The sequence below is a fragment of the Halospina denitrificans genome, assembly GCF_004364635.1.
Taxonomy (GTDB): domain Bacteria; phylum Pseudomonadota; class Gammaproteobacteria; order Pseudomonadales; family Oleiphilaceae; genus Halospina; species Halospina denitrificans.
Window position 1 is genome coordinate 480,818 of record NZ_SOAX01000002.1, and the last position, 24,513, is coordinate 505,330.

Genomic DNA, 24,513 nt, shown 5'->3' on the forward strand with positions numbered 1-24,513 from the left:
CCAGCTTAAGGCTATAATGCACCCATTACCCATTGATGACCACTATCAGCAATTCCAGAATGCCCTTGAAAACGGGCATGTAGTGGTAACTGCGGATACGGGTTCAGGCAAGTCAACACGCCTTCCCGTCTGGGCCAGTGAAGGCTCACCCACACTGGTGATTGAACCCCGGCGCGTGGCCTGTACCGCCCTGGCCGGCTACCTGGCTCAGCAGCACGGCACGGAGCCCGGTGACCAAGTGGGTTACGCCATCCGCTTTGATGCGCGCTACCGAGCGGCAACCCGCCTGATCTTTGCGACACCCGGCATGGCCCTGCGCTGGCTGGGGCAGGGCGATCTTGAGCGCTTCGGCACCATTATCCTGGACGAATTCCATGAGCGGCGCTGGGACACGGACCTGCTCCTGGCGTTGCTGCGCCATTCCGGCCATCACCGGCTGGTGGTCACCTCCGCCACGCTCGCCGCGGAGGACCTCGGCGAATACCTGGCAGCCCCTCTGATCCAGGCAGAAGGCCGCCGCTACCCCGTTTCGGTGCGTCACCAGGCCCGCGAAAGCCACGACATGCCGGACAGCAGAAAGCTCGCCGAGCGTGTTGCCGCAGCCGTACGCCAGACATTGAAGGAAACGGAGGGCCAGATACTCGTCTTCCTCCCCGGGCGGGGCGAGATCAACGATGCGGCGAGCGCGCTGCGGGATCTGGCTATGCCTGTCCAGCCTCTGCATGCCAGCGCCAGCAACGAACAACAACGGGCGGCGCTCGCCGATGATGGGCGCCAACGGGTCATTCTTGCGACCAACGTGGCCGAAACCTCGCTGACAATTCCCGGTGTAACCGCTGTTATCGACAGTGGCCTTGAACGGCGCACCCATCAGCGCAATGGCCGTACCGTGCTGACCCTGGCCCCCATTTCCAGCGCAGCGGCGGATCAGCGCAGTGGCCGCGCCGGGCGAACCGCCCCGGGGACGGCATTACGGCTCTGGGGTGAACACGCGCCGCTCGAGGAGCGGACAGCCCCGGAAGTCCAGCGTGAGGAGTTGACCGAGCTGGTGCTGGCCGCCGCCTGTTCCGGCGTCCCGGTCCATGAGCTGTCATTCCCCGACCCGCTTCCCGGGAAATCCCTCAACAGTGCGCTCGAACAACTGCAGCGGATGGGCGCCATCGATGACGAAGGGCTCGCAACGACCCATGGCCAGCGACTCTTTGCTCTCCCCATCGACAGCTTCTTCGCGCATCTCATTTCCAGCATGCCCGATGCGAGCACCCGGGGTGCGATGGTGGACCTGACGGCGGCGCTGAGCACGCGCCCGCGACTGTTCCGCTTCCCTGACAAAGAGGATCAGAGGCGGGCGCTCGGGGACTGGCTTCCGGAGCCCTGCGACGCGGCAACGCTGATCAGTATGCTGCGCCAGCAGCCACCTGCCCCGTTGGCGACCCATCAGAACGCCCGCCGGGAGGCACGGACTCTGGCCAGCCGGATCCGCGAGACCCTTGAACTTCCGGGCATTCCGGATGAACCACTGGGCGACCGGAATGCCTTGATGAACGCCATACTGAAAGCCGCCCCGGAGCTGGCGTTCATACGCCGGGAAAAACGACGCCAGGCCATGGGCAATGACCAGCGTGAAGTCATTCCCGACGAAGCATCCCGTTTTCCCGAAGACAGCGAAGCGGCCCTGGTGCTGGACGAACACAGCACACCAGGCAAACGCGGCCACCGCCAGACCATCACCATCGCCACCTGTCTGGCGCCGATCCCTGTGGAATGGCTGTCCCGGGCCGGCCTGGGCGAGGTCCGGATGGGCCCGGTCTCGATTGAGGAGGGTGAACCGCGCACGACCCAGGAGCGCCACTATGCGGGCCGGGTAATTGAGCGCCGCGAAACCACCCCTTCCGGAGCGCCACTGCGCCGGGCGCTCGCCGACCTGATCCTCAGGGGCGAGCTTCTTCACCCGTCCGGGGAACAACTGGAAACCGATGTCGCGCAGTGGTCGCTCTACGTTGGGCTGGGCCATGCCGACGGCGAAGTCCCGGAAAGCGCCGCAGCCTGGCTGGAGGCGGAGCTTGAGCGCCTTGGTGTGGAAGAGCCCGGAGATGAGGGCCTGCTGGAGCCCGACGACCTGCGCTTCGATGGGATTCCCGAATGGGAGCGCGAGCGTTTTGACCGCCAGTACCCGAGACGGGTGTCACTCGGTGACCTGGTCATGGACGTGTCCTACCAGCCGACACTCAAGCGCATTACACTTGATTACCGTCACGGAACCCGTAAGGCCGAACCCAAACGCTGGGAGCTCCCGGCATGGCAGGGCTGGAAGGTCCGCTACCGGCGTGCGAGCCGAGTCGTGGACGTTCGCTGACATCAGCGGAAAACCGGTTCCCACGCCGGGTTAGCTGTGGAACAATATGGGCTTTCCAGCTCAAAGGGGTTGCAATGGAATTCTGGCACTTCAAGCGTCTGTCTTTCACCCTGGCCGGCATCCTCCTTCTCGTTGCCGGCTTGATGCCGATCAATGCGCTGGCAGCGCAGACCCCAAGCGTTCAGAACCTGAACCTGGCATCCGTCCACGCGGCCGTTGTGGATCTGGACTCCGGTGAAAAGCTGCACGAGAAGTACGCGGACACGGCGGTGCCCATCGCATCCCTGACCAAGATCATGACGGCCCTGGTTATCCTGGAATCGGATCAACCCCTCGATGAATACATCACCATCGTCGAGCGCCACCGACCCACGCCGGTCAATGCGTATTCGCGCATCCGCATCGGCTCCGAAGCGAAACGCGAGGACCTGGTCCGGATCGCCCTGATGGCCTCGGAAAACCTGGCGGCGCACGTGCTTGCGCGCCATTACCCCGGTGGCTTCGATGCCTTCATCAATGCCATGAACGACAAGGCCCAGTCCCTGGGAATGAGCAACACCCGGTTCGTCGACCCCGCCGGCCTGTCATCCGATAACCGCGCGAGTGCCTCTGACATGGCACGCCTGCTGGCGGCCGCCTGGAAACACGAGAAAATCCGGGAGCTCTCAACGACTCGCTACTTCGGCATCTGGTTCCAGAACCCGCGTTACGAGCTCCGCTACGGCAACACCAATGTACTGGTGCACCGCAACCGCTGGGACCTTGAGCTGACCAAGACCGGTTACCTCGACGCCGCCGGTCGCTGCCTGATGATGGCCACGACCGTGGATGGTCGCACGCTCGGAATGGTCTTTCTCGACTCCTTCGGCAAGCGCACCCCGCTGGGTGATGCCGGCCGCGTCCGGCGCTGGATTGAAACCGGCAACAGCGGTGCCGTTGCGGGCGCAGCCCGGCGTTACGAACGGGAACAGGTACAGGCCCTGAATTCCGCTGGTAACACCGAGCACGCACTGACCGACAATTCACAGTAACCCGCAGGGATTACCACGATGGGAATTTCCATTGCACTGCATGCTCTGGCAGCCGTCATCTGGGTCGGTGGCATGTTTTTCGCCTACATGGCCATGAGACCAGCCGTCATCAGAGTCATCGAACCGTCACGCCGGCCTGAGCTCTGGTGCCACACCCTCTCACTCTTCTTCCGGTATGTCTGGGGCTGTGTTGGCGTGCTCCTGGTTACCGGCTACGGCCTTATTCATGCCCTTGGCGGGATGGGGTCAGTTAACTGGCATATCCATGTCATGCACGGGCTCGGCCTGCTGATGATGCTGATTTTCCTGCACCTGTTCTTCGCTCCCTACCGGCGCCTGAAGCAGGCCGTCCACAGCGGCGACATGGATGAGGGCTCCCGACGTGTGGGTCAGATACGCCAGTTTGTCGGGATCAACCTGTTGATTGGCCTGATCGTCATTCTTGTTGCAGCCGGAGGCCGCTACTGGTAAAGAGACAGGCTGCGCACGCCGAAGGTCTTGCCATGAAGACGGGCCGTGCGCAGTGACTGCAGGCCTTCGCGCGCATGCTCCCGGGAGACCGCGAGGTAGACACAGAAATCGCGCACATCGATACGCCCCACTTCGTCCGCTTCCAGGCCGCCCTGTTTGGTCAGTGCATCGACCACCGCTCTTGAGGAAATATGGTCCTTTTCACCCCCATCGAGCATTAATGTCACCATCGGTGCTTCGCGCCGGACCTGGGGGTGCATCTCGTCCGGAAACGGCAGGTTTTCCGGCTCGCTGACGCCGGGATACTGCTCCGCAAGCCGTTCGAAGCGCTGGCGTTCGTCCGGTGCCACCAGGCTCGCCATCAGCCCCTTATCGGAGACAAAGCCGGCACGCACGGCATGAATGGCCGGGTTACGCGGGAGATCAAAGCTCACCACCAGCCCCAGCGCTGTCTCACCCAGGGCCTCCGCCGCCACATCCGTGGCCACGAGCACGTTGCAGCTCCCATTCACGAACTGGACGAGCACCTGTTCGCGATCGCGCTGTTCAAGATTGCCGTGCAGTGCCCGCGCGGACCAGCCACCGGCGCGCAGGTTGCGCGCCACTATCTCACACTGCTGCTTCATGTTGCAGAGCACCAGCGTGGCGCCGCGATGATGATGCTCGAGGAGCGCTTCCAGCGTTTTCTCCCGTCGTGCGCCCGCAACCCGGAAAAACGCCTGGGTGGGCATTACTTCTGCGATAGGTTCCTTTGTCATGGCAACGTGACCTCCATTGTTCGTGCCGCCTCGGGCTGATGTGGGCTCAGCCGTGGTGAGTTCAATCACATGATCCGCCTCCCAGCCCGGTTATGCAAAACTGGTTGATTACGGGGGCCGGGACCAGCGCCATATCTGAGGGCATTAGATAACACACATCCATCGAAGCGCCCATTAACCCGGCATTACAAAAACCCAACCTGCGTCGCCGTCAGGCCGCCTCCTCGCTGTCACGCCAGCCCTCGGCCGCCGCGCGACCGCGCGCCTCGTTCAGCGGCAGCACGGTGACCATCGCCAGCACAAAAAGCACCAGGCAGAACAGGATGGCATCGGCAAGCCCCAGCGCCCACTGGATAAAGCCCAGGCCCAGGATCCCGAAAATGGCCGCCAGCTTGGAGGCGGTGCCCCAGAACCCGAAAAACTCGGCGGCCTTGCCGGAGGGCGTCAGCACCCCAACCAGGGCTCGACCCGCCGACTGGGCCGAGCCGAGACTCAGCCCGGAAAGCACCCCGGCGAAGAGGAACACGTCCTGGGCCTCAAGCGCGACCCCAAAGGCCGCGTTGATCAGCGGGGTCACGGCTGGCGTCTGCCAGATGGCCAGTATGGCCACCACCCAGAGCACGAGCGTCATCAGATAGGTGGTCTTGGCCCCGATGCGCCCCTGCAGCCAGCCAAACAGGATAGCGCCAATGGCCGCCGTGATCTGCACCGTGATGAACATCAACACCCGGGTGGCCTCGTCCCACTTGATCACCTGGGAGCCGTAGATGAACGAGAAACTGACAATGATGTAGATCCCGGCCATCGAGAAGAAAATGGAGACCAGCAGGGCTCTCAGGTCCCGGAAATAGGTCACCGCGCGGGCGGTTTCCAGCATCCGGTGCATGCCCAGGGACACCAGTGACTGGCCATTTGGAATGGGCCTGGCGTGGCCCCGTTCCTTGAGCCATGCAAAGGTCGGGATGGCCGTTACCAGGAAGAAAACCGCGGCAAAGGGTCCAACCCAGCGGATGGTGTCATAGTTCTCCGCCGAGACATCGCCCAGGAACGCCAGCGTGAAGGCCGTGGCCACCAGGCCGCCCACATACCCCAGGCTCCAGCCGAGCCCGGAAATCCAGCCCAGCTCGTCACGGGGCCCCAGGTCCGGCAGGAAGCTGGAGATAAACCCCTCGCCGATGGCATAGGCAAAGTTCGAGACAATGATCAGGATCACGGCCGTGACAATCCATCCCGGCTCGACAAAGTACAGCAGGCCGGTGGCGCCAACGGTAAGCAGATAACTGGCAAACAGAAAGCGTTTGCGCGAGCGCGTGTGATCCATCACCGCGCCGCACACCGGATTGGCCACAACCACCATCAGGTAGCTGATGGCCAGAGCCAGGCTCCACAGGAAATTGCCAAGGCGATAGTCCGGGCCGTCCCCCACAATCACACGGGTAAAGAGATCACCAAAGACCACGGTAATGATGAGAAGGGTATAGGCCTGATTCGCAAAGTCGAACATGGCCCAGCCAAAAATCTCCCGCGCTGGCGCACGCCGGGCTTCCACCATTGCTTACCCCTTTACTGTTGGCCTGAATGCATTCAATCTGAGGCTTCTCTTTGACACTCACGGCAGGACGAAAGGAGTCATTGTATGCACATTTCAGGACAGCTCGTCATCTCGACACTCATGGCCGGCATGCTGGCGGCCACTGGCACGGCGATAGCCGACGATCATGGCGACACGGCCAGCGCCAGTTTCATCAGTACCGATGGCTCCGAAGTGGGAGAAGCCACCATCCGTGAAGGCAACGCCGGCATCGTGGTCGACCTTGAAATCCAGGGGCTTGAACCGGGATGGAAAGCAATCCACATCCACGGTAATGGGACCTGTTCAGACAACAACAGTGGCTTCAAGGCCTCCGGCGGCCACCTGAATCCGGACGACCGCAAGCACGGCCTTCTCAACGACGATGGCCCGGATGCCGGCGATTTTGCCAATTTCCACGTAAACAGCGACGGCACGGCCAAAGTTCAACTGCTGAATGAGCGCGCCAGCCTGGAGGGCAACACCGGCGCCAAAATCCTGAATGACCATGGTGCCGCCCTGGTGATCCATGAGAACCCGGATGATCACAAGGCGCAGCCCATCGGGGGCGCGGGTGCGCGGGTTGCCTGTGGTGTGATTCAAAAGAGCTGACCCCGGGCTCTAGAACCGCAGCCGGGCCCCGACGTAAAAATTACGATCCGGGGCCGGCTCGAAAAAGCGATCCGCCGCCGCATTGATCCGCACATTGCTGTTGTAGTCACGGTCCATCAGATTGTTTATCCCGGCTGAAAGCTCGAACTCACCACCCTGAAGGTCCAGGGTGCGAGCCACACGGCCATTCAGAACCCCGTATCCGGCCACCGCCTCCCGGTTAGCATCGTCGGCATAAACCCGGCTGACCGCAAGGCCATCAATGGCGGCAAACCATCCGCCCTGACGCCAGGCAAGCTCCAGGAACAGGTTATGTTCGGGCAGCCCCGGAAGACGATTACCCGCTCGGTTACCGGCCCCCGAATCATCCCGGAAACGGAAGTCCGACCAGGTATAGGCGCCACTCAGTGACAGTCCATAATCAAGGAAGTGCTGAATCCCCAGTTCAAGGCCGTCCCGGCGCGTTTCCCCCAGGTTCGCAAAACGATCAGGCTCGCTGTCCACCTGGACAATCTCATCCCGGGTCCGGATGCGGAAAACCGCCAGGTCATACCGTGTCCGGTCGCCCAGCTGCCCCTTCATGCCAAGCTCCAGGTTGAGGGCTTGCTGGGGAACCAGGTCCGGATCAAAACCCTCGTCTGGCGTGGTCGGGTCGTAGAATTCCGTGAAGGTAGGCGTCTCAAAGGCGGTTCCAACAGTGCTGTAAAGGCGGTGGCGTGGGTGAAACCGCCAGAGGGCGCCGGCGCTGGCACTGAACTCATCATAAACCCGGCTTCCGGAGGCCTGCCCCTGCCCGCGCCGATCCTCAATCCGGAAACGCACCCGGTCATAGCGACCACCCAGCCTGAAGCGCCAGCCCGAGGTGGGCTTGATTTCAAGCTGGCCGTAGACCGCGCTGCTGGTGGCTTTCTCCAACGCATCCTGGATCCGGTCACCCCGATTGCCATCGGCATCGACCAGGTACCGTTCCCGGTCATCCCGCTGCTCACGGACCTCGGCGCCAAGCACCCAATCAACGGGCATTCCGCCCAGCGCCAGGCCGTGCCGGTACTCCGATGAAACCCCGTAAAAATCCCGATCGTAACCAAGCAGGCTGGGGCCTGGAAAAGGCAACTGCTGCTCAAAGTCTCTGGCCGTGTAGAACGCGGTCAGATTGAGGGTACCGGGCAGTGCCCTGCTGTCTTCATAGATCAGGCCAAGGCGCTGCTGATCAACCACCTGCCCGGTGTCCAGGCGATCCGCGTTGGGCGCGGCCTGTTGCCGGTCATCGCGCCGTTCCTCACGGGTCAGGCCGCCCGGGTCCTCCCCTTTGGGCTGATCGTAGGCGGTAAAGACCGTTGTCAGGCGCCGCCCCGGCGAGACCTTATAGCTGGTCTTGCCGTTGAACATCATCTTCTCGGTTTCGCTCTGGTCGCGATAACCGTCGTAGTTCATGTGCCAGGCACTGGCATGACCGCGCCATGCGCCCTGTTCCCCGCCGCCCATCACGGTGGTGCGTCGCAGACCATAACTGCCACTGGTCATGCGCCCCTGCACATAGGGCTCGGTATCGCCCGAGCGGGTCCGCACATTGAGCACGCCACCGGCCGCATTGCCGTAGAGTGCCGAGGATGGCCCCCGCAGCACCTCCACCTGTTCGACGGTTTCCAGGTCGATGGTATCCACCTGGGACTGCCCGTCCGGCAGCGTCTCCGGGATACCGTCAACACGGACACGCACCCCGCGCACACCGAAAGGCGCCCGGGCGCCGAAGCCACGGATCGACAGGCGCAGGTTCTGGGCAAAATTGTAACGGTTCTGGAAGAACACGCCCGGCACCTGGTTGAGGGTTTCGTCCAGGGCCAGGCGCTGGCGTGCTCTCTGGAGCTCGGGAGCTTCAACGACGCTGATCGCCGCCGGGGTATCGAGTTGATCGCGAATCAGACCGGGCGCGGTAACTTCGATGGGATCAAGGTCAAGCTGGGTGTCCGAAGCCTGGACCCCGCCAGCCAACACACCCAGAAGGACGCCGATCGTGCCCACCCTGCTCCGCATGGCCATTGCTCTCCCTGACATCCGAATCAACCCATGCGCCGACTCTGCTCAACCACAAAACGCCCGGCGTTACCCAGCTGGCGCCACAGGTAACGCCAGTTCTCATCCCGGTGCCGATCCTTGAGGCAGCGCAGAAAACGCACGCGCCGAGCTTCATCAAACTCGCCACAGATCACGGTCAGCAGCGCATCGTCATTGTAGATTGCCTCGGGGCGAAGGCAGACCGGGACGAGGCGTTGCGTGGGAATCGCCAGTTCGTCGGCGATAGCCGTGACTGCCGCCTGTATGGATGAGGCCTTTGCCGAGGAGAGGTCCGCCAGATCATAGGGCGGGTTCCATTCACGCAGGGGGCGCAACCGGTCCACATGGGTCAGTGCGCCGACGATCGGCGGAGGCCGCCGCCGGGGATCATCCCGGAACCACTCGCGGATCCGGTCCAGGGTTTCCCGTTCGATGGCCCGGTCCGCCCTCACCGCGGACGTGACCCACAGGATCAGGTCGGCCCGTAACACTTCCCGGCGCAGGGTCGCCGTATCCATGGTGTCTGTCTCAATCCCCGGGGTATCCAGCATAAGGGCGCCCGTGCCCGAATCAGGCTCCCAGCGGTAGCCCTGAATCCCTTCCGTGATGCCGGTAACCGCGTCCGTTGCCGCGCGCTGCCCACCCAGGAGCGCATTCACAAGGCTCGAACGGCCGCTGCCGGAGCGCCCCAGGATCAGTATCCGCAGCGGTTCCGCCTCAGGCTCGTCCTCCTCTGACTGCATCCGTGAGGCGTCGGTCAGCTTCTCAACCCGGCCCGCGTCATCGAGAAGCAGGCGCCCGCTGTAGAGTTCAATCGCGTAGTAGCCCACCTTGCGCACGTACTCGCGAAGCAGCCAGGTCTGGACCTGTTCCGAGCCATAGCCCAGGATCCGGTTGCCCATGTCACGGCGCAGTTCGCGGAACACCACGCTGGTGGGATCAACCGCCGCATGCCCCAGGCGATACAGGTTCTCCAGTCGCGCCGCAGTATCCTTCCACTGGCGGAACCGGGCCATGCGGCCCAGCGTCAGCCTGTGACTCAGCGGGATATGATCGGTAATCTCCTGGCGCAGCTCAGCGCTGGCCCGCTCAATAATCAGGAGCATGTGGGGCACGGTGAGTTCCAGGAGCGGACGCTGGCGCCTGGGGTGAAAATGGCGGGCCACGTCTTCCAGGGTATCCCGTCCCAGGCGGAAAAGCCCGGAGGCATCATTGAGCGGCCACTGCTCTGGCGTCACGGACGCTGCCTTTGCGTCCACCATGGCCCAGGCCGAGGTGGCCCCGGGAGCCCAGTTCGGATCCGGCCCGGTTATGGCCTCTTCCATGCGGTTGCGGTTATGCCAGCGGCTCAGTGCGTGCAGTCCATAACCGACAAGGCCACACAGGGCAAGCCCGGCCAGCCAGTACCATAGATACCCTGTTTCCCACAGTGCCGCGATACCCAGCAGGGGCAGAACGACCATGGGCAGGAAGGCCACGACCACCGCCAGCAGCCGAAGATAACCGAATTCGCGCAACAGGGCGCTCATGAGGCCGCCTGATCGTCATCACGGCTGAAGGGCACGCCCCGGGCAAAGGCTTCGGAATAGATGCGGCGCACCGAGTCCGCCTCAACCGGCAGACCCTGGCCGGTACGCGACAGATAGAAGTCCGCGGCTTTACCCAGCGCATAGGTAACCGCCGCGGCACTGGAGGCCCCCCAGGCCGCACCCAGGGTCTGCCCCCATCCCGGAACCAGTTTCACCAGGCTTCGCCCTGCCCAGCGCAGACCATACCCGGCCAGTGTCCCCGCGCCGAGAAGGCCGAAGAACTCGGACGTGGTGCGCGCATTCCACGGCTGCTGGTAGATTTCCGCAAGGGTGTGCAGCAGCTTGACCTGCAGGGCAGGCAGCAGCGCCACGTCAACCAGAGGCAGAGCACCAACGCCACTGGCGGCGAGACTGTACCCCATGATGTGCGGATGGGCCGCCCGGCTGAATACATCGCGGATGGCGGGGTCATGCTGGAGGCGGGCCCGCAGCTCGAAGGTGGAGGTTTCCTCGATGGCATCCCAGAGGGCTTCCAGGCCGTAGCAGGGCGTGCTGAAGCCGTCCTCGGGCAATGTCAGGTCCACCGGCACGCGCACGATCGGCCCGTAGCCCGGCAAGCCCTCAAGCAACTGGCCCTGTTCGGCGAGAACGCGGCGCAGATCCTCCGGAACGGACTCCGGCAGTGGCGACTGCCCGAAGGGCCAGGGTTCAACGTGGTCCCTGTCATCCGGGTAGAGTTCGTGCAGGCAGCTGTGAAGGACCACGACGGGCCACTCGGGATGACGGCGGCGAACGGATCTGAGCGCCCGGATCACGGCCTGCTGGTCCGGATCCGACACTTTCATGACCACCATCACCAGATGCGACTGGGATTCGCAGAAGGCAAGGTCCTCCCCCGAATCATAGTCGACCTCACCCAGTCCCCGGGTGTCGAGGAAACGGATGACGGGAGCCTCCTGGGGGAAATCATAGAAACTGGCGGTGGCCGTACAGGCCTGGAAGCCGTTACCGATCTCGGCGCGGGAACTGCCCGTGAGCGCCCGGATCACAGACGTCTTGCCGGACTGGGCCTTACCCAGGAGCCAGATGACAGGCGGCGGCTGTCTCTCGGTTGCGGTATCGAGTGCTTCCCCAAGCCGCTGTTCATTGATGCGGGGATTGAGCAGCCATTCACGGACCCGCTGCAACACAGGGAACTGCCACCTGGATTCCGCGCCCATAATTGCGATCAACCTCCGACTGGTACCGTTAAAGCATTGCTAGTGCAACCATAACGGTTTCAATAGAGGACGTCAGCTGTTTTCAGGGCTCTTCGCGATCCTTGCCGGGCTCCTGCTCACGCCGCTCGCTCTGCAGGCTGTGGCTCTGGAGGTCGTAATTATCGCGCAGCTCGTCCTTGATCGTGCCATCCCACAGCGGAACCCCCACCATGTAACCCGCACGGCCTATGGCATGGGCCGCAATCGGGGTCGTGAGCATGATGAAGAGAACGATGGCGGCGCCACGGGCAAACGCCAGCCACTCGGCGAATCCGATAACAACACCGACCATGATCAGCATGGCGCCCAGAGCACCGGCCTTGGTGGACGAATGCATGCGTGTCGGCAGATCCGGCAGACGCAGAATGCCCAGTGCAGCCAGGAACATGAAGGCAGCACCGCTGAGCAGGAACACGGCAATAAAAAGATCAATCACTGCGCGGCCCTCCCCGTTCGATGAATCGGGCAAACCCGATGGCGGCCAGGAATGCGATCAGGGCCACGACAATGGCCACATCCAGAAGGCTGAGAACCCCGGTATCAATCGCGTGCACCCCGATCACGCCAACCACGATGGAACTGATCAACTCCAGCGCCACCACTCGGTCCGGCAACGACGGCCCCTTGCACAGGCGGATCGTCGCCATGAACAGCGCCAGGGCCAGCATGGCGTAGACCAGGGAAAACACAAAACCATTCATCCAGTGCACCTCCAGCAACAGCGCATCTAGCGCAATACTTCCAGTATGCGCCGCTCGAGCTCATGCAGGCTCTCCCGCAGCTCGGCTTCATCCGCCATGAACATTGCGTGTATGTAGAGCACCCGCCGGTCATCGGAAACGTCAAGACTGAGCGTGCCCGGCGTCAGGGAAATCAGGTTCGCAACCAGGGTAATCTCGATGTCCGTCTTCGCCTCGAGCTCATAGCCAATCACGCCCGGTTTCATGTACCAGACGGGGGTGATCACGTCATACGCCACCCGGACGTTCGCCACGAACAGTTCCTTGATGAAGAACACGGCAAACCGGATAAAGCGGGGCACCCGCTGTGAATAACCGCGAAGCGCCGGGACGTGGCGCTGCATAACCGCCACGGCGAAGTAACTGAACACAAACCCTGCCACCAGGTTACCGCCGGAGAAACTCCCGGTCAGAGCGACCCAGAGCAGGGCCAGCACCACATTCCAGAAAAATCCGATCATGGCCTGCCCTCCAGAACCGCATCGATATAGCCCTGCGGCTGCATGAGCTGCTCGGCGGCCACCTCAGCCAGGTTGTAGATGGGCTGCCCGTTCAGGCCAATGAAGATCGTACAGGCCGCCAGCCCCGTAATGGCAACATACATCCAGACCAGCCCCTCGGTGCGTGGTTCAGGACGCTGGACGCCGTCCTCCGCCTCCGGGCGCGCCTTCCAGAAGACTTCCGCCCAGATCTTGACCATGGAATAAAGCGTCAGCAGCCCCACCAGCAATGCCACGGCAGTCACGGTCCATGCCTCGGCCTCAATGCCCGCCCTGATCACAATGAGCTTGGCAAAGAAGCCCGACAGCGGCGGCATTCCGGCGAGCGAGAACGCCGGAATCAGGAACAGGACCGAGAGCATGGGCCGTTCGCGGTAGAAACCGCCCAGCTCGCTCAACTCGTGGGTGCCGGTCAGTCGATAGGTCACCCCGCTGACCAGGAACAGCGTTGTCTTAACAATGATGTGGTGCATGATGTAGAAAACACCACCGATGATCGCGAGCGGGGTGTAGAGCGCCAGTCCCAGTATCATGTAGCCGATCTGACTGATGATGTGGAACGACAGGATGCGCCGGAACTCGAACTGGGCGGCGGCCCCGAGAACCCCGGAGAGCATGGTCAGGGCGGCCACCCAGAGCAGGATGGTGTGCGTATAGGCCACATCATGATCAAACACCACGGTGAACATGCGGAACAGCGAATAGACGCCCACCTTGGTCAGCAGCCCCGCGAACAGCGCTGAAACGCCCACCAGCGGGGTGTGATAGGAAGCCGGCAGCCAGAAGAACAGCGGAAATGCCGAGGCCTTGATGCCGAAGGCCACCATGAACATGACCGCGACCACATTGACCATGCCGGTGTCTTCCACCTGCCCCAGCTTCTGGGCGATATCCGCCATGTTCAGGGTCCCCACCAGCCCGTAGAGAATGCCCACGGCCGACAGGAAAATCGCCGAGGAGAACAGGTTCAGGGTCACATACTTGATGGCCCCTTCCATCTGGGCACGCTCACCGCCCAGGGTCAGAAGCGCAAAGGAGGCGATCAGCATCACCTCGAACCAGACATAGAGGTTGAAGATGTCCCCCGTGACGAAGGAGCCGGCGACACCGGCAAGCAACAGGTGCATCAACGGGTAGTAGCCGAATTTCTCATGGCGTTCGGGCGTGTCCCCCAGCGAGAACAACGCAATCGCCAACCCCGTGATGCCGGTCAGCAACACCATGATGGCCCCCAGCATGTCCACCGCCAGGGTAATGCCAAGCGGGGCCTGCCAGCCCCCCATGTGCAGGACCACAAAGCCTTCGCTGTGCACCTGCTGCATCAGCAGTATGGACACAAACAGCAGGATGAGGGTCCCGGCCAGCGCGATGGCCCGCTGGGCGGCCACTGAACGCCAGAACGCCACGGACAGTGCGCCCGCGGCCAGGGGAACCAGTATGGGGAGTGCGGCCAGGGACATCAGGTATCGGTATCCTTCATCTGGTCCAGATCATCGGTTCCAACCACCTCATAGGCCCGGTGGATGAGGACCACGGAGAAGGCAAGCACGCCGAAGGCAATCACGATGGCCGTCAGGATCAGCGCCTGGGGCAGCGGGTCGGCAACGGCCGTCGCGGGCGCTTCCGCGCCTTCCGGAATCAGTGGTGGTGCCCCCTGCTTCATACCTGCCACCGTGAAGATGAGCAGATTGGCAGCATTGCTGAGCAGCATCAGCCCAATCACGAGCTTGACGATGGAGCGCCGCAGCATCATGTAAACAGCGGCTGCAAACATCACTCCCACCACATAGGCCATGAGTGTTTCCATTAGATCCCTCCTTCTGCCTCAGGCATCCGACTCGGCCTGGGAGAGCGCGAATACCATGGTCAGGATGGCCCCAACCACCGTCAGGTAGACACCGATGTCAAAAATAAGGGGCGTCGAGAGCTTCAGCGTGCCACCGCCGGGCATGGGCAGATACCACCACTGGGCGGTCATCAGGGGGTCGCCCACAAGAAGCGCCGGAAATACGGAGGCGAGCCCAAACAACAGTCCCGCAGCCAGAAGATCGCGCGGATCCACCCGCAGCAGGGAACGGGCCTCGCGAACCCCGTAGGAGAACAGAAACAGCACCACAGCCCCGGAGGCCACAAGCCCGGCGATGAAACCGCCTCCGGGCTCATCGTGACCCCGCAGGAGCAGAAAGACCGAAAACAGCAACTGCAGCGGCATCAGGAACAGCGCCGCCGTTCGCAGTATCAGCGTATTGCTTTCGTTCATGAGCGCTGATCCTCCGCCCGCAGGTTGATCATGGAGTAGACCCCAACCGCCGCCAGCGCCAGAACGAAGATCTCACCCAGGGTATCCAGCGCCCGGAAGTCCACCAGGATGACGTTGACGATATTACGACCATGGGCGTCCGGCGCACTGCGAGCGACCTGCTCCGCGGAAATCGGATCAAAGAACTGAAGGTCAGTCGCCGCAAGGATAAGCAGTGTCATCAGCACACCGGCGAAGATCGCCACCACAATGTCGCGGCCCCGCTCGAGCGGTGACGACAGCCGGATAAAACCCGGAAGCCGGAAAAGCACCAGTACCAGCAGGATCACGGTCAGGGTTTCCACCAGGATCTGGGTGATACCCAGGTCCGGCGCACTGAACAGAATGAAGATCAGGGCGACACTGAACCCCATGACCCCCATGGACGCCACGGCGCCCAGCCGGGAGCGTGTGATGCTCGCAAAGAGCGCCGAAACAAGCATCAACAGCGCAATCGACCAGGCGAAACCGGAGTCCAGGGCCGGAACCGGCACCCGCAGCGTGGAACCATGCTGGGACAGCAGCGTATAGCCCGTAATCAGGACCGTGGTCATCACCAGGGTGATCAGGTAGTTCCCCATGGTGCCGTTCTGCAGCACCCGTGTCTGCCAGGACGCAATCCGGGTCAGCCACTCCATGATGCGGAAGTACCCGGCCTCGGGCCCAAAACGCCCGCCCGCCTCACGCAGGATGGCAAGGGAGGGCTGAAGCCGCGACCAGAAGGCGAAGATCGCCAGGGCAATGACCAGACTCAGCCCGGACAGCATCAGCGGCACATTGATCCCGTGCCATAGCGACAGATGCACCTTGTCCGCCGCGCCTCCCAATGACGTCACCACGGGGCCGACCAGTGCCTGCTCCGGGATGAACAGCGCCAGCCCGAACAGCAGCGACAGGGAGGCCAGAACCACGGGGCCGGCCAGCATGGAAACGGGCGCCTCGTGGGGATGCTTCGGGGTCTCACGCCGCTCGCCAAAGAAGGGTTTTATCGCAATCACGCCGGCCGCCACCATCACGCCAACCCCGGCCCCGACGGCCAGCACGATCAGCAGCCCGCCAAGAACCGGGGCACCCAGAACCGCCTCGAACATCAGCTCCTTGCCCACAAAACCAAGCAGGGGCGGAACAGCAGCCAGTGACAGGGCCGCCACGACCGTGAAAATCGCTGTTATCGGCATCAGCCGAGCCAGCCCCCCCATTTCAGAAACGTCCTTGGTCCCCGTCTCATGATCAAGAATGCCCGCGATCATAAAGAGCGCGCCCTTGTAGAGGGAATGCGCGATCAGGAAAGTGGCAAAGGCCACCATGGCGTAGTGGGTACCAATACCGATCAGCATGACCAGCGTCCCCAGCGCCATGATGGTGGAGTAGGCAAGCAGCTTCTTGGCCCCGGTATGGGTAATCGCCATGAAAGCACCCAGGAACATGGTCATCCCGCCGAAGAGTGACAGCAACAGCGTCCAGAGCTCACTGTCTCCCATCGCCGGACTCAGCCGCGCCAGCAGGTAGACCCCCGCCTTGACCATGGTGGCCGAGTGGAGGAAGGCGGATACCGGTGTCGGCGCCGCCATGGCATTGGGCAACCAGAAATGGAAGGGCACCTGGGCGGACTTGGTAAAGCAGCCGGCCAGGACGCAGAGCAGTAACGGCGTGAACCAGGGATGCTCCGAGAGGACGGTTTCCGATGCCAGCACGTCACTCAGGGCATAACTACCCGTAATCGTCCCGAGCATGACCAGCCCGGCCATCAGCGCCAGCCCCCCTGCAGCGGTTACGAACAACCCCTGGAGGGCACTGCGGCGGGCATTCATATCCTCATGGTCAAAACCAATCAGCAGGTAGGACGTAATACTGGTCAGCTCCCAGAACACAAAAAGGCTGATCAGGTTGTCAGAGAGCACCACCCCCAGCATGGACGCCATGAAGGCAAGCATCACCACGTAGAAACGCGCAATGTCGGGGTGCCCCTTCAGGTAGCCCCCGGCATAGATCAGGATGAAGGTGCCAATGCCGCTGATCAGCAGCGCAAACATCAGCGACAGGCCGTCGATGAGGAAGCTGAGCTGGATATCGAGCGCGGGGAACCAGGGATAGGTTATGACCTGGGCGCCATCCGCCATTACACCGGGAAGGTAGCTGGCAAACCAGGCAAAGAGCGCCGCAGGCAGCAGAGCCAGCGTCCACCCCGCCCACTCCCTGGATACCGCGCAGACAGCGGGAGCGATCAGGGCCAGCAGGAATCCGGACAGTACGGCTATCAGCATGAGATCAGTAAACTCCTTCCCGTACCACTTTCCCGAGCAACCGCCTCAGGGCCCTGAAAATCCAGACGAGGATACCGAAGCCCTTGATCGATGACAAGAAAGCCCGGGTCGGTACTGGATCACGCCAGGCGCGTACCCATTTACTATAAAGTGAGTGCCTGAGTACGTCACCAAAACCAACGCTGGATCACCGCCCGAATGAAAGCCGGAATGCGCTACTGCCGATTGCTGATGTCCAGCATACTGTTACTGGCTGCCACCCTGCCCCAGGCATTCGCCCAGACTAACCTTGAGCGCGGGAAGCTGGGCGCACTCATGGTGGAGGGTATGGAATCCGCTGAAACCTGGCGCTGGGGGTGGGCTGCCTTCTTCGCCGGATCGGCAACCTACAACCTGTATCTCGGCACCAGCGCCGACGACCCCGACGATCGCTACGACGGCCGTGTCGGCGCCGTCACCGCCGGCCTGGGCCTGATCGATACACTGATCACCACCCCGCCCCAGACCCAGGCCTACCGGGACTATCACGCACTTTCACACGACGACCGGGACACATCGGACAAGGCCAGCGCCATCGCCCGGGAAGCCGCCGGTTCCGAAGCCCGGCTCCGTGGCTGGCGCGGGCGGATAGGTTCGCTGATCGTGAACGCGGGCGCCTACGCAGCCATCGCCGAGGGTGATGATCGACCGGATGACGGCCTGCGCACAGCAGCCATAGGCCTACTGGTCAACGAATTCAAACTATGGACCGCCCCCACCACCTTCAGCGACGCATCGGAGATCACCATGGGGCGAACCACCATCCCCATCCAATCCAATATCTACGCAACGCGCCACGGCATCGGCCTGTCAGTGCGCTTCTAGGGCCTCAGCCCAGTTCCACCACTTCCAACTGGCGTGCCTGGCACATCGCCACCAGCGTCTCGCGGGCCGCCGAGGGAATCGTCATGATCACCTCAATCCCATCGCCGTAACGCACCTCATCCACCGAGCCACCAAGCTGGTCCGCCTCGTGGCGAAGAGGCTGTTCATCAGCAAAGCCACCGCTCAGACTCAGTGTCACAACCGGCTCCCGCTGCGTCACCGGCAGCTCCGAAAGCACCGCCTCAGCCGCCCCCGCGTAGGCCCGCACCAGCCCACCGGCCCCCAGCTTCACACCCCCAAAATAACGACTGACCACAACAACAACGTCCCCGATCCCCTTGTGCTCAATCACACTCAGAATCGGCCGCCCCGCCGTCCCCGAAGGCTCCCCATCATCATTCATGGCCGCACTCGTCGCCGCTCCCGGCTCCCCCAACACATAAGCCCAGCAATGATGCCGCGCCTCCGGATGCGCCACCCGCGCCTCCTCAACAACGGCCAACGCCTCCTCCCGCGTCTCGGCACGCGCGGCCACCGCAATGAAACGACTCTTGCGAACCTCGGTCTCTGCCCGGCCTGTGCTGGCGGGCACCGGATAAAGTGCGGCGTCATTCATTTGTGCATGTCCATCAGTCGCAGTATCCTCAGCCCTCACTTCATCAACAACCAGAAACGGTGAAGGATGGAGGCCGGTGGTGCTTTCCGGGAAGCTCTGGAGCCATGGATGGCGGAAGCGCAGCGTACAGGGACGTATTTACAGCGATTCCCGGAAAGGACCACCGGCCTCCATCCTTCACCGTGCACAATATCAACCACCGCACGGAGGCCCCGAATGCAGGCTCGCCTGGAACAACGCAGTTTCCTCTTACTGCTGGCCATCGTCACCGCCCTGTTCTTCTACATCATGAAACCCTTCTTCGGCGCCATCTTCTGGGCCTGCGCCCTCGCCATCATCTTCTTCCCCATCCAGAAGTATTTTACCCGCTTCTGGGGCGAACGCCCCAACCTGACCGCCCTCGCCACACTGGGCTTCTGCCTGTTCATCGTCATCATGCCCACGCTCTTCGTCACCGCCTCCTTTGTGTACGAAGGCGTCAAGTTCTACCAGCAGATGCAGGCCGGTGAAATCGACCCCGAACAGTTCATCAGACGGATCGGCGAAACCGTCCCCTTCATCGGCTCCGCCATGGAAGCAGCCGGCATCAACCTGGACAACCTTCGGGAGCGCGCCATCAACACCCTGATGCAGGGCAGCCAGTTCTTCGCGCAGAGTGCCCTGAACATCGGCCAGAACACCGTCCGGTTCTTCATCCATTTCACCATCATGCTCTATCTCGCCTTTTTCCTGCTGCGCGACGGCGATTACCTCAAGAACCTGCTGGCACAGGCCCTGCCACTGAGCCAGGAGCGGGGCGCACTGCTCCAGGGCAAGTTTGCCGAGGTTACCCGGGCCACCATCAAGGGCAACATACTGATCGCCGCCATCCAGGGCGCACTGGGAGGATTCATTTTCTGGGCACTGTCACTGCCTGCGGCCATTCTGTGGGGGGTTGTCATGGGCGTGCTGTCACTGATTCCCGCCGTGGGTGCGGGCCTGATCTGGGTGCCAGCGGCCATCTATCTCTTTGCCGTCGGCGCATGGATCGAATCCATCGTTCTGGTTCTGTTCGGGACCGTTGTCATCGGCCTCATCGACAACCTGCTTCGCCCGGTCTTCGTCGGCCGCGATACCAAGCTCCCGGACTACATTGTCCTGCTCTCGACCCTGGGCGGCCTGATGCTCTTCGGCATCAACGGCTTTGTGATCGGCCCCCTGATCGCCGCCCTTTTCACCGCTTTCTGGGGTATATTCATCCGGGACTTCAAACGCCCTGAGCCCTCAGAAAGCATGGTTAGCGACGCGGCGGATCAGGACTGAGCCTGATCCCCGTAGGCACAGACCCGGTTACGTCCGGTTTCCTTGGCACGGTAGAGCGCTTCGTCCGCCTCCACCAGAAATTGATCCGGGGTGACCGACTCATTCACCGGGTGAGCCGTAACCCCGGCGCTCAACGTTAATTCCAGAACCACCCCGTCAGACTCAACCCGGGTGGCATGGATCCGCGCACGCACGCGCTCGACCACCGCCAGTGCTTCTTCGCAATCCGTATCCGGTAATATCAGCGCAAACTCTTCACCGCCGTACCGCGCCCCGGTATCCGAAGGCGAGCGCAGCGACCCACGCAGGATCTCGCCAACCATCCTGAGGCACGCATCCCCCACCTGATGACCATAGGTATCATTAACCGGCTTGAAATGATCAATATCCAGCATCGCAACCGCCAGGGAACTCCCTGAACGCCACGCGCGCCCGACCTCCTGTTCCAGTTGTTGATCCAGAAAGCGCCGGTTACGCAGCCCCGTCAGCTCATCCGTAACACTGAGCTCATTCAGCTTCTCATTCAGTTTTTCCAGTTCCTGGGTGCGTTCCTGGACACGCTCTTCCAGCTCCCGGTTCAGACGCCGGGCGGTCTCAAGGGTTTCCGACTGAGCCTGGTAACGCAACTGGCGCTCCACGTTGATGCGCTGTGCCAGTGCAAACGACAGCAATACCACCTCAATCATGGAGCCAAGCTGGGCCGCATGATCCGTGAAGAAGTTCGACGGCAGAACGCCCCCCTTTGAAAGGGCCAGAATCGACCCTCCGGCCAGGATAAAGGTCCAGGCCATCACGAAATACTTGGCCGTTGCCTGACCTTGCCCCCAGGCATAGATCCCGCCCAGGAACGCAAAAATACAGCCGGCAACCACCAGGGGAATCAGCACCGCAATCAGGGTGAAATAGCTCAGATAAAAGGCAAGGACGACACAGACAGCACTGACAACAACGAACGCCAGAGCCAGTCGATCCAGCATGACCGAGATTCTACTGAGCTCCAGGAAGCGGCGAATGAACAGCCCTGCAAACCCGAGAATACCGGAAATGAATACCAGTATTGCCTGATCATTCCATACCGTTGCGCCGGGCCATAGATGGCGGAACCCATAGCCCGTGAGTGACGCCATGAGTAGCGCCATGCTCATCACAAAACCGACGTAATAGAGGTAGTTACGCTCGCCCAGCGCGAAATACAGCAGGAGGTTGTAGACCGCAATAACCAGGAAGGCCCCGAAATAGATCCCCTGGAGGATGTTTGCAGTCATATCGTGGCTGCGGAACGTATCCCGCTCCCACAGGGTTGCCGGTACCTGTACCGACGTCTGGGATCTGACACGCATATAGACCGACAGCGTCTCACCCGGTTGCCACTCGAGGGGGATAACAAAGAAGCGGTGATCCACGGGGCGCTGATTATAGGGGTAGTTGTGACCAAGCTGGTGGAACTGGCGATCGTTGCGATCCGATACTACATGGACCTGCACATCACCCAGAACCGGGTATTCCAGGGAAAGGAGTCGCTCAATACCGGTATCCGCATCATTGGTCAGAGTAAACCGGAGCCACCAGGCAGAATCCGAATACCCCTGGTTGAAGGCGCCCTCACCCTGCTGTTGCCAGTCATCCCGGTGTCTGACGGACGACAGATCCCGATTGGTGGACGGGTCTTCCAGGAATTCGATATGGCTGTTGAGCGGCATCTGATAGACGTTCTGAAGATCCGCCGCAGTGACAGACGAAGCAGTCAGTACCATTACCAGCATGCAAATGATAATGGCACTGACGTTGGGACCAGACTGCCGCAATGGTTTCATGACAGCAGCCTAGCCCAGAACGTGAATCAGCTCACATTTTCTCGTGTAAAATTACGTTGACAACCGGTTAATTGACCTTCGGATCCAGCTCGCCGCTGTCATAGCGCGGGACCATGTCCTCCAGCTTGATGGGCTTGATCTTACTGGCGTTACCGGCGGTGCCGAAGGCTTCATAACGCTTCACGCACACATCATACATGCCCGCCAGGGCTTCCTTGAGGAACTTGCGGGGGTCAAACTCCGCCGGGTTTTCGGCCAGGAAGCGGCGTACCGAACCGGTCGCGGCCAGGCGCAGATCCGTATCCACGTTCACCTTGCGCACACCATGGCGAATGCCTTCCGCGATCTCCTCAACGGGCACGCCATAGGTTTCCGGAATCTCGCCACCATACTGGTTGATGATGTCGAGCCACTCCTGGGGCACGGAGGAGGATCCATGCATGACCAGGTGCGTATCGGGAATCCGCGCATGGATCTCCTTGATCCGGTCGATTGCCAGGATGTCGCCCGTGGGCGGCCGGGTAAACTTGTAGGCGCCGTGACTGGTGCCGATGGCAATGGCCAGGGCGTCACAGTAGGTGTCCTTTACAAACTGGGCAGCTTCTTCCGGGTCCGTCAGCATCTGGTCATGGCTGAGCTTGCCGGCCGCACCCACGCCGTCTTCCTCCCCGGCTTCACCGGACTCCAGCGACCCCAGGCAGCCCAGCTCGCCCTCTACGGAAACGCCACAGGCATGGGCCATCTCGACGGTCTTGCGTGTCACGCCCATGTTGTAGTCGTAATCCATGGGCGTCTTGCCGTCTTCGCCCAGGGAACCGTCCATCATCACGGAGGTGAAACCAAGCTGGATGGAACGCTGGCAGACGGCCGGGCTGGTGCCGTGGTCCTGATGCACCGCGATCGGGATGTGCGGCCATTCCTCGGCCGCCCCTTCCATCAGGCGGCGCAGGAAAGGCGCGCCCGCGTACTTGCGCGCACCGGCTGAGGCCTGGACGATCACCGGGCTGTCCGTCTTGTTCGCGGCCATCATGATGGCGCGCATCTGTTCCAGATTGTTCACGTTGAACGCTGGAACGCCGTAGCCATGCTCAGCAGCATGGTCGAGCAACTGTCGCATGGAAATCAGAGCCATGGGGCATCTCCTTAATGGTAATTGAATGACGCTCAGGCGCCGCGTTCCTCGAGTACCGCAACCGCCGGCAGGGTATGCCCTTCCACGAATTCCAGGAAGGCGCCGCCACCGGTGGAAATGTAGGAAATCCGGTCGCTTACCCCGAACTGGTCAATCGCCGCTACGGTATCACCGCCACCGGCGAGAGAAAACGCATCACTGTCCGCAATCGCATTGGCAAGGCGCCGCGTGCCGCCAGAGAATGCATCGATCTCGAACACGCCAACCGGCCCGTTCCAGATAATGGTCTTGGCATCCACCAGCAGATCCGCAAAGGCCGAGGCGGTTTTGGGCCCGATATCGAGGATCATGTCGTCATCGGTCACCTCGTCCACCGACTTGGTGGTGGCCCTTGCAGTCTCGGACACCTCGGAGGCGACAACCACGTCCGTGGGCTGGGCAATGTCCACCTTCTCCATCAACGCGCGGGCTTCGTCCATCATATCGTGCTCACACAGGGACTTGCCCACCGGCTTACCACTGGCCGCCAGGAAGGTGTTGGTAATACCGCCACCCACGATCAGCTTGTCGACAACTTTCGAAAGCTGCTCCAGCACCGTGAGCTTGGTCGAAACCTTGGAGCCGCCCACAATGGCAACCACGGGCTTCTCCGGATGCTCCAGCGCCTTGGTCAGCGCATCCAGCTCCCCGGCCAGCAATGGCCCGGCGCAGGCTTCCGGCGCAAATCTGGCCACCCCGTGGGTGGACGCCTGGGCCCGATGGGCCGTCCCGAAGGCATCCATAACAAAAACATCGCAAAGCGCCGCGTAACGCTTCGCCAGGGCTTCGTCGTCCTTCTTCTCGCCCTTGTTGAAACGGACGTTCTCACACAGGACAACCTCGCCCTCGTCCACCTCAACGCCATCCAGATAATCCTGGATAACACGCACCTCCTGGCCAAGCAGCTCACCCAGCCGAGCGGCAACAGGCTTGAGAGAGTCCTCCTCGGAATAGACGCCTTCCTCGGGGCGGCCAAGATGGGACATCAGCATGACCCGGCCACCGGCGTCCGTTGCGGCACGGATGGTTTCCAGGGAGGCGCGCAGGCGTGCGTCGCTGGTGACTTTGCCGTCCTTGATGGGAACATTCAGGTCCTCGCGGATCAGTACCCGCTTGCCCCTCAGATCCAGATCGGTCATGCGTTTAATGGTCATGGTGTCCTTCCTTCAGTCTTTAAGGGTTTAAGTCTTTAAATCTGCCCAAAACTCTCAAACTACCGGCGACCTGCACATTGCCTGAAGCACCGGAGTGTGGTGGCCCTTTCAGGGAGGCTCGATGACAGGATGTCATCGCGCCAGCGCC

At 61.9% G+C, this 24,513-nt stretch carries 22 protein-coding genes; 6 read left to right on the top strand and 16 right to left on the bottom strand.

Translation table 11 applies throughout. The annotated features are described in order from the left end of the window. Positions 1-16: 16 nt before the first annotated feature. From DES49_RS05855 to DES49_RS05865, 3 genes are all read left to right on the top strand, one after another. Positions 17-2,356, top strand: coding sequence for a helicase-related protein (locus DES49_RS05855; protein WP_133735445.1), 2,340 nt, complete (start codon positions 17-19; stop codon positions 2,354-2,356). Positions 2,357-2,430: 74 nt separating this feature from the next. Next, entirely contained in the window at positions 2,431-3,387 is a 957-nt protein-coding gene (pbpG, locus tag DES49_RS05860) for a D-alanyl-D-alanine endopeptidase (RefSeq protein WP_133735446.1), read from the top strand. 18 nt (positions 3,388-3,405) lie between these two features. Continuing rightward, positions 3,406-3,858 (top strand): CopD family protein, encoded by a 453-nt coding sequence (locus DES49_RS05865; RefSeq protein WP_133735447.1) that lies wholly within the window; start codon positions 3,406-3,408, stop codon positions 3,856-3,858. Here the strand turns inward: DES49_RS05865 and DES49_RS05870 are convergent. Then, positions 3,849-4,616, bottom strand: coding sequence for a helicase-related protein (locus DES49_RS05870; RefSeq protein ID WP_133735448.1), 768 nt, complete (start codon positions 4,614-4,616; stop codon positions 3,849-3,851). The genes DES49_RS05865 and DES49_RS05870 overlap by 10 nt on opposite strands. Positions 4,617-4,827: 211 nt before the next feature. Further along, a complete protein-coding gene (locus DES49_RS05875; RefSeq protein ID WP_133735449.1) occupies positions 4,828-6,168 on the bottom strand; it encodes an MFS transporter in 1,341 nt (446 codons plus the stop codon). A gap of 84 nt (positions 6,169-6,252) precedes the next feature. Here DES49_RS05875 and DES49_RS05880 point away from each other — a divergent pair, with 84 nt between their 5' ends. Further along, complete coding sequence (locus tag DES49_RS05880) at positions 6,253-6,798, top strand: superoxide dismutase family protein (RefSeq protein WP_243864906.1); 546 nt, start codon at positions 6,253-6,255, stop codon at positions 6,796-6,798. 9 nt (positions 6,799-6,807) lie between these two features. Here the strand turns inward: DES49_RS05880 and DES49_RS05885 are convergent, their stop codons facing one another. The 10 genes from DES49_RS05885 to DES49_RS05930 all read right to left on the bottom strand — a co-directional run bounded on the left by DES49_RS05885 (position 6,808) and on the right by DES49_RS05930 (position 17,444). Next, a complete protein-coding gene (locus tag DES49_RS05885) occupies positions 6,808-8,832 on the bottom strand; it encodes a TonB-dependent receptor family protein (RefSeq protein WP_166646002.1) in 2,025 nt (674 codons plus the stop codon). A 26-nt stretch (positions 8,833-8,858) separates the two neighbouring features. After that, the gene (locus DES49_RS05890; protein WP_133735451.1) at positions 8,859-10,382 is read right to left on the bottom strand and encodes a GTPase family protein; all 1,524 of its coding nucleotides are present in this window, start codon (positions 10,380-10,382) and stop codon (positions 8,859-8,861) included. Beyond that, positions 10,379-11,602, bottom strand: coding sequence for a GTPase family protein (locus DES49_RS05895; protein WP_133735452.1), 1,224 nt, complete (start codon positions 11,600-11,602; stop codon positions 10,379-10,381). The genes DES49_RS05890 and DES49_RS05895 overlap by 4 nt, the downstream gene beginning before the upstream one ends. A gap of 82 nt (positions 11,603-11,684) precedes the next feature. Further along, positions 11,685-12,077 carry a monovalent cation/H(+) antiporter subunit G gene (gene mnhG, locus DES49_RS05900; RefSeq protein ID WP_133735453.1) on the bottom strand — a complete coding sequence of 131 codons (393 nt, stop codon included), beginning with the start codon at positions 12,075-12,077 and terminating at the stop codon, positions 11,685-11,687. Next, positions 12,070-12,342: a monovalent cation/H+ antiporter complex subunit F gene (locus DES49_RS05905; protein WP_133735454.1), complete on the bottom strand. Its 273-nt coding sequence runs from the start codon at positions 12,340-12,342 to the stop codon at positions 12,070-12,072. Before DES49_RS05905 ends, mnhG begins: the two co-directional genes overlap by 8 nt. A gap of 26 nt (positions 12,343-12,368) precedes the next feature. Beyond that, on the bottom strand, positions 12,369-12,842 hold the full coding sequence (locus DES49_RS05910; protein WP_133735455.1) for a Na+/H+ antiporter subunit E: 474 nt from the start codon (positions 12,840-12,842) through the stop codon (positions 12,369-12,371). Beyond that, positions 12,839-14,341, bottom strand: coding sequence for a Na+/H+ antiporter subunit D (locus DES49_RS05915; protein ID WP_133735456.1), 1,503 nt, complete (start codon positions 14,339-14,341; stop codon positions 12,839-12,841). The genes DES49_RS05910 and DES49_RS05915 overlap by 4 nt, the downstream gene beginning before the upstream one ends. Then, entirely contained in the window at positions 14,341-14,688 is a 348-nt protein-coding gene (locus DES49_RS05920) for a Na+/H+ antiporter subunit C (protein ID WP_133735457.1), read from the bottom strand. Before DES49_RS05920 ends, DES49_RS05915 begins: the two co-directional genes overlap by 1 nt. Positions 14,689-14,706: 18 nt before the next feature. Then, on the bottom strand, positions 14,707-15,141 hold the full coding sequence (locus DES49_RS05925) for a Na+/H+ antiporter subunit B (RefSeq protein ID WP_133735458.1): 435 nt from the start codon (positions 15,139-15,141) through the stop codon (positions 14,707-14,709). Further along, on the bottom strand, positions 15,138-17,444 hold the full coding sequence (locus DES49_RS05930) for a putative monovalent cation/H+ antiporter subunit A (RefSeq protein ID WP_133735459.1): 2,307 nt from the start codon (positions 17,442-17,444) through the stop codon (positions 15,138-15,140). The genes DES49_RS05925 and DES49_RS05930 overlap by 4 nt, the downstream gene beginning before the upstream one ends. A 198-nt stretch (positions 17,445-17,642) precedes the next feature. Between DES49_RS05930 and DES49_RS05935 the strand changes: the two genes are divergently transcribed. Beyond that, the gene (locus tag DES49_RS05935; RefSeq protein WP_133735460.1) at positions 17,643-18,308 is read left to right on the top strand and encodes a hypothetical protein; all 666 of its coding nucleotides are present in this window, start codon (positions 17,643-17,645) and stop codon (positions 18,306-18,308) included. 4 nt (positions 18,309-18,312) lie between these two features. On the opposite strand, the gene DES49_RS05940 is transcribed toward DES49_RS05935, so the two are convergent. Beyond that, positions 18,313-18,924, bottom strand: coding sequence for an IMPACT family protein (locus DES49_RS05940; RefSeq protein ID WP_133735461.1), 612 nt, complete (start codon positions 18,922-18,924; stop codon positions 18,313-18,315). 216 nt (positions 18,925-19,140) lie between these two features. Between DES49_RS05940 and DES49_RS05945 the strand changes: the two genes are divergently transcribed. Continuing rightward, positions 19,141-20,226 (top strand): AI-2E family transporter, encoded by a 1,086-nt coding sequence (locus DES49_RS05945; RefSeq protein WP_133735462.1) that lies wholly within the window; start codon positions 19,141-19,143, stop codon positions 20,224-20,226. Here the strand turns inward: DES49_RS05945 and DES49_RS05950 are convergent. The 3 genes from DES49_RS05950 to DES49_RS05960 form a co-directional block, all read right to left on the bottom strand. Next, entirely contained in the window at positions 20,217-21,980 is a 1,764-nt protein-coding gene (locus DES49_RS05950) for a sensor domain-containing diguanylate cyclase (RefSeq protein ID WP_166646003.1), read from the bottom strand. The genes DES49_RS05945 and DES49_RS05950 overlap by 10 nt on opposite strands. Positions 21,981-22,107: 127 nt before the next feature. After that, positions 22,108-23,172 carry a class II fructose-bisphosphate aldolase gene (fba, locus tag DES49_RS05955; protein ID WP_133735464.1) on the bottom strand — a complete coding sequence of 355 codons (1,065 nt, stop codon included), beginning with the start codon at positions 23,170-23,172 and terminating at the stop codon, positions 22,108-22,110. Between the two features lie 32 nt (positions 23,173-23,204). Next, positions 23,205-24,365: a phosphoglycerate kinase gene (locus tag DES49_RS05960; RefSeq protein WP_133735465.1), complete on the bottom strand. Its 1,161-nt coding sequence runs from the start codon at positions 24,363-24,365 to the stop codon at positions 23,205-23,207. Between the last annotated feature and the right edge of the window lie 148 nt (positions 24,366-24,513).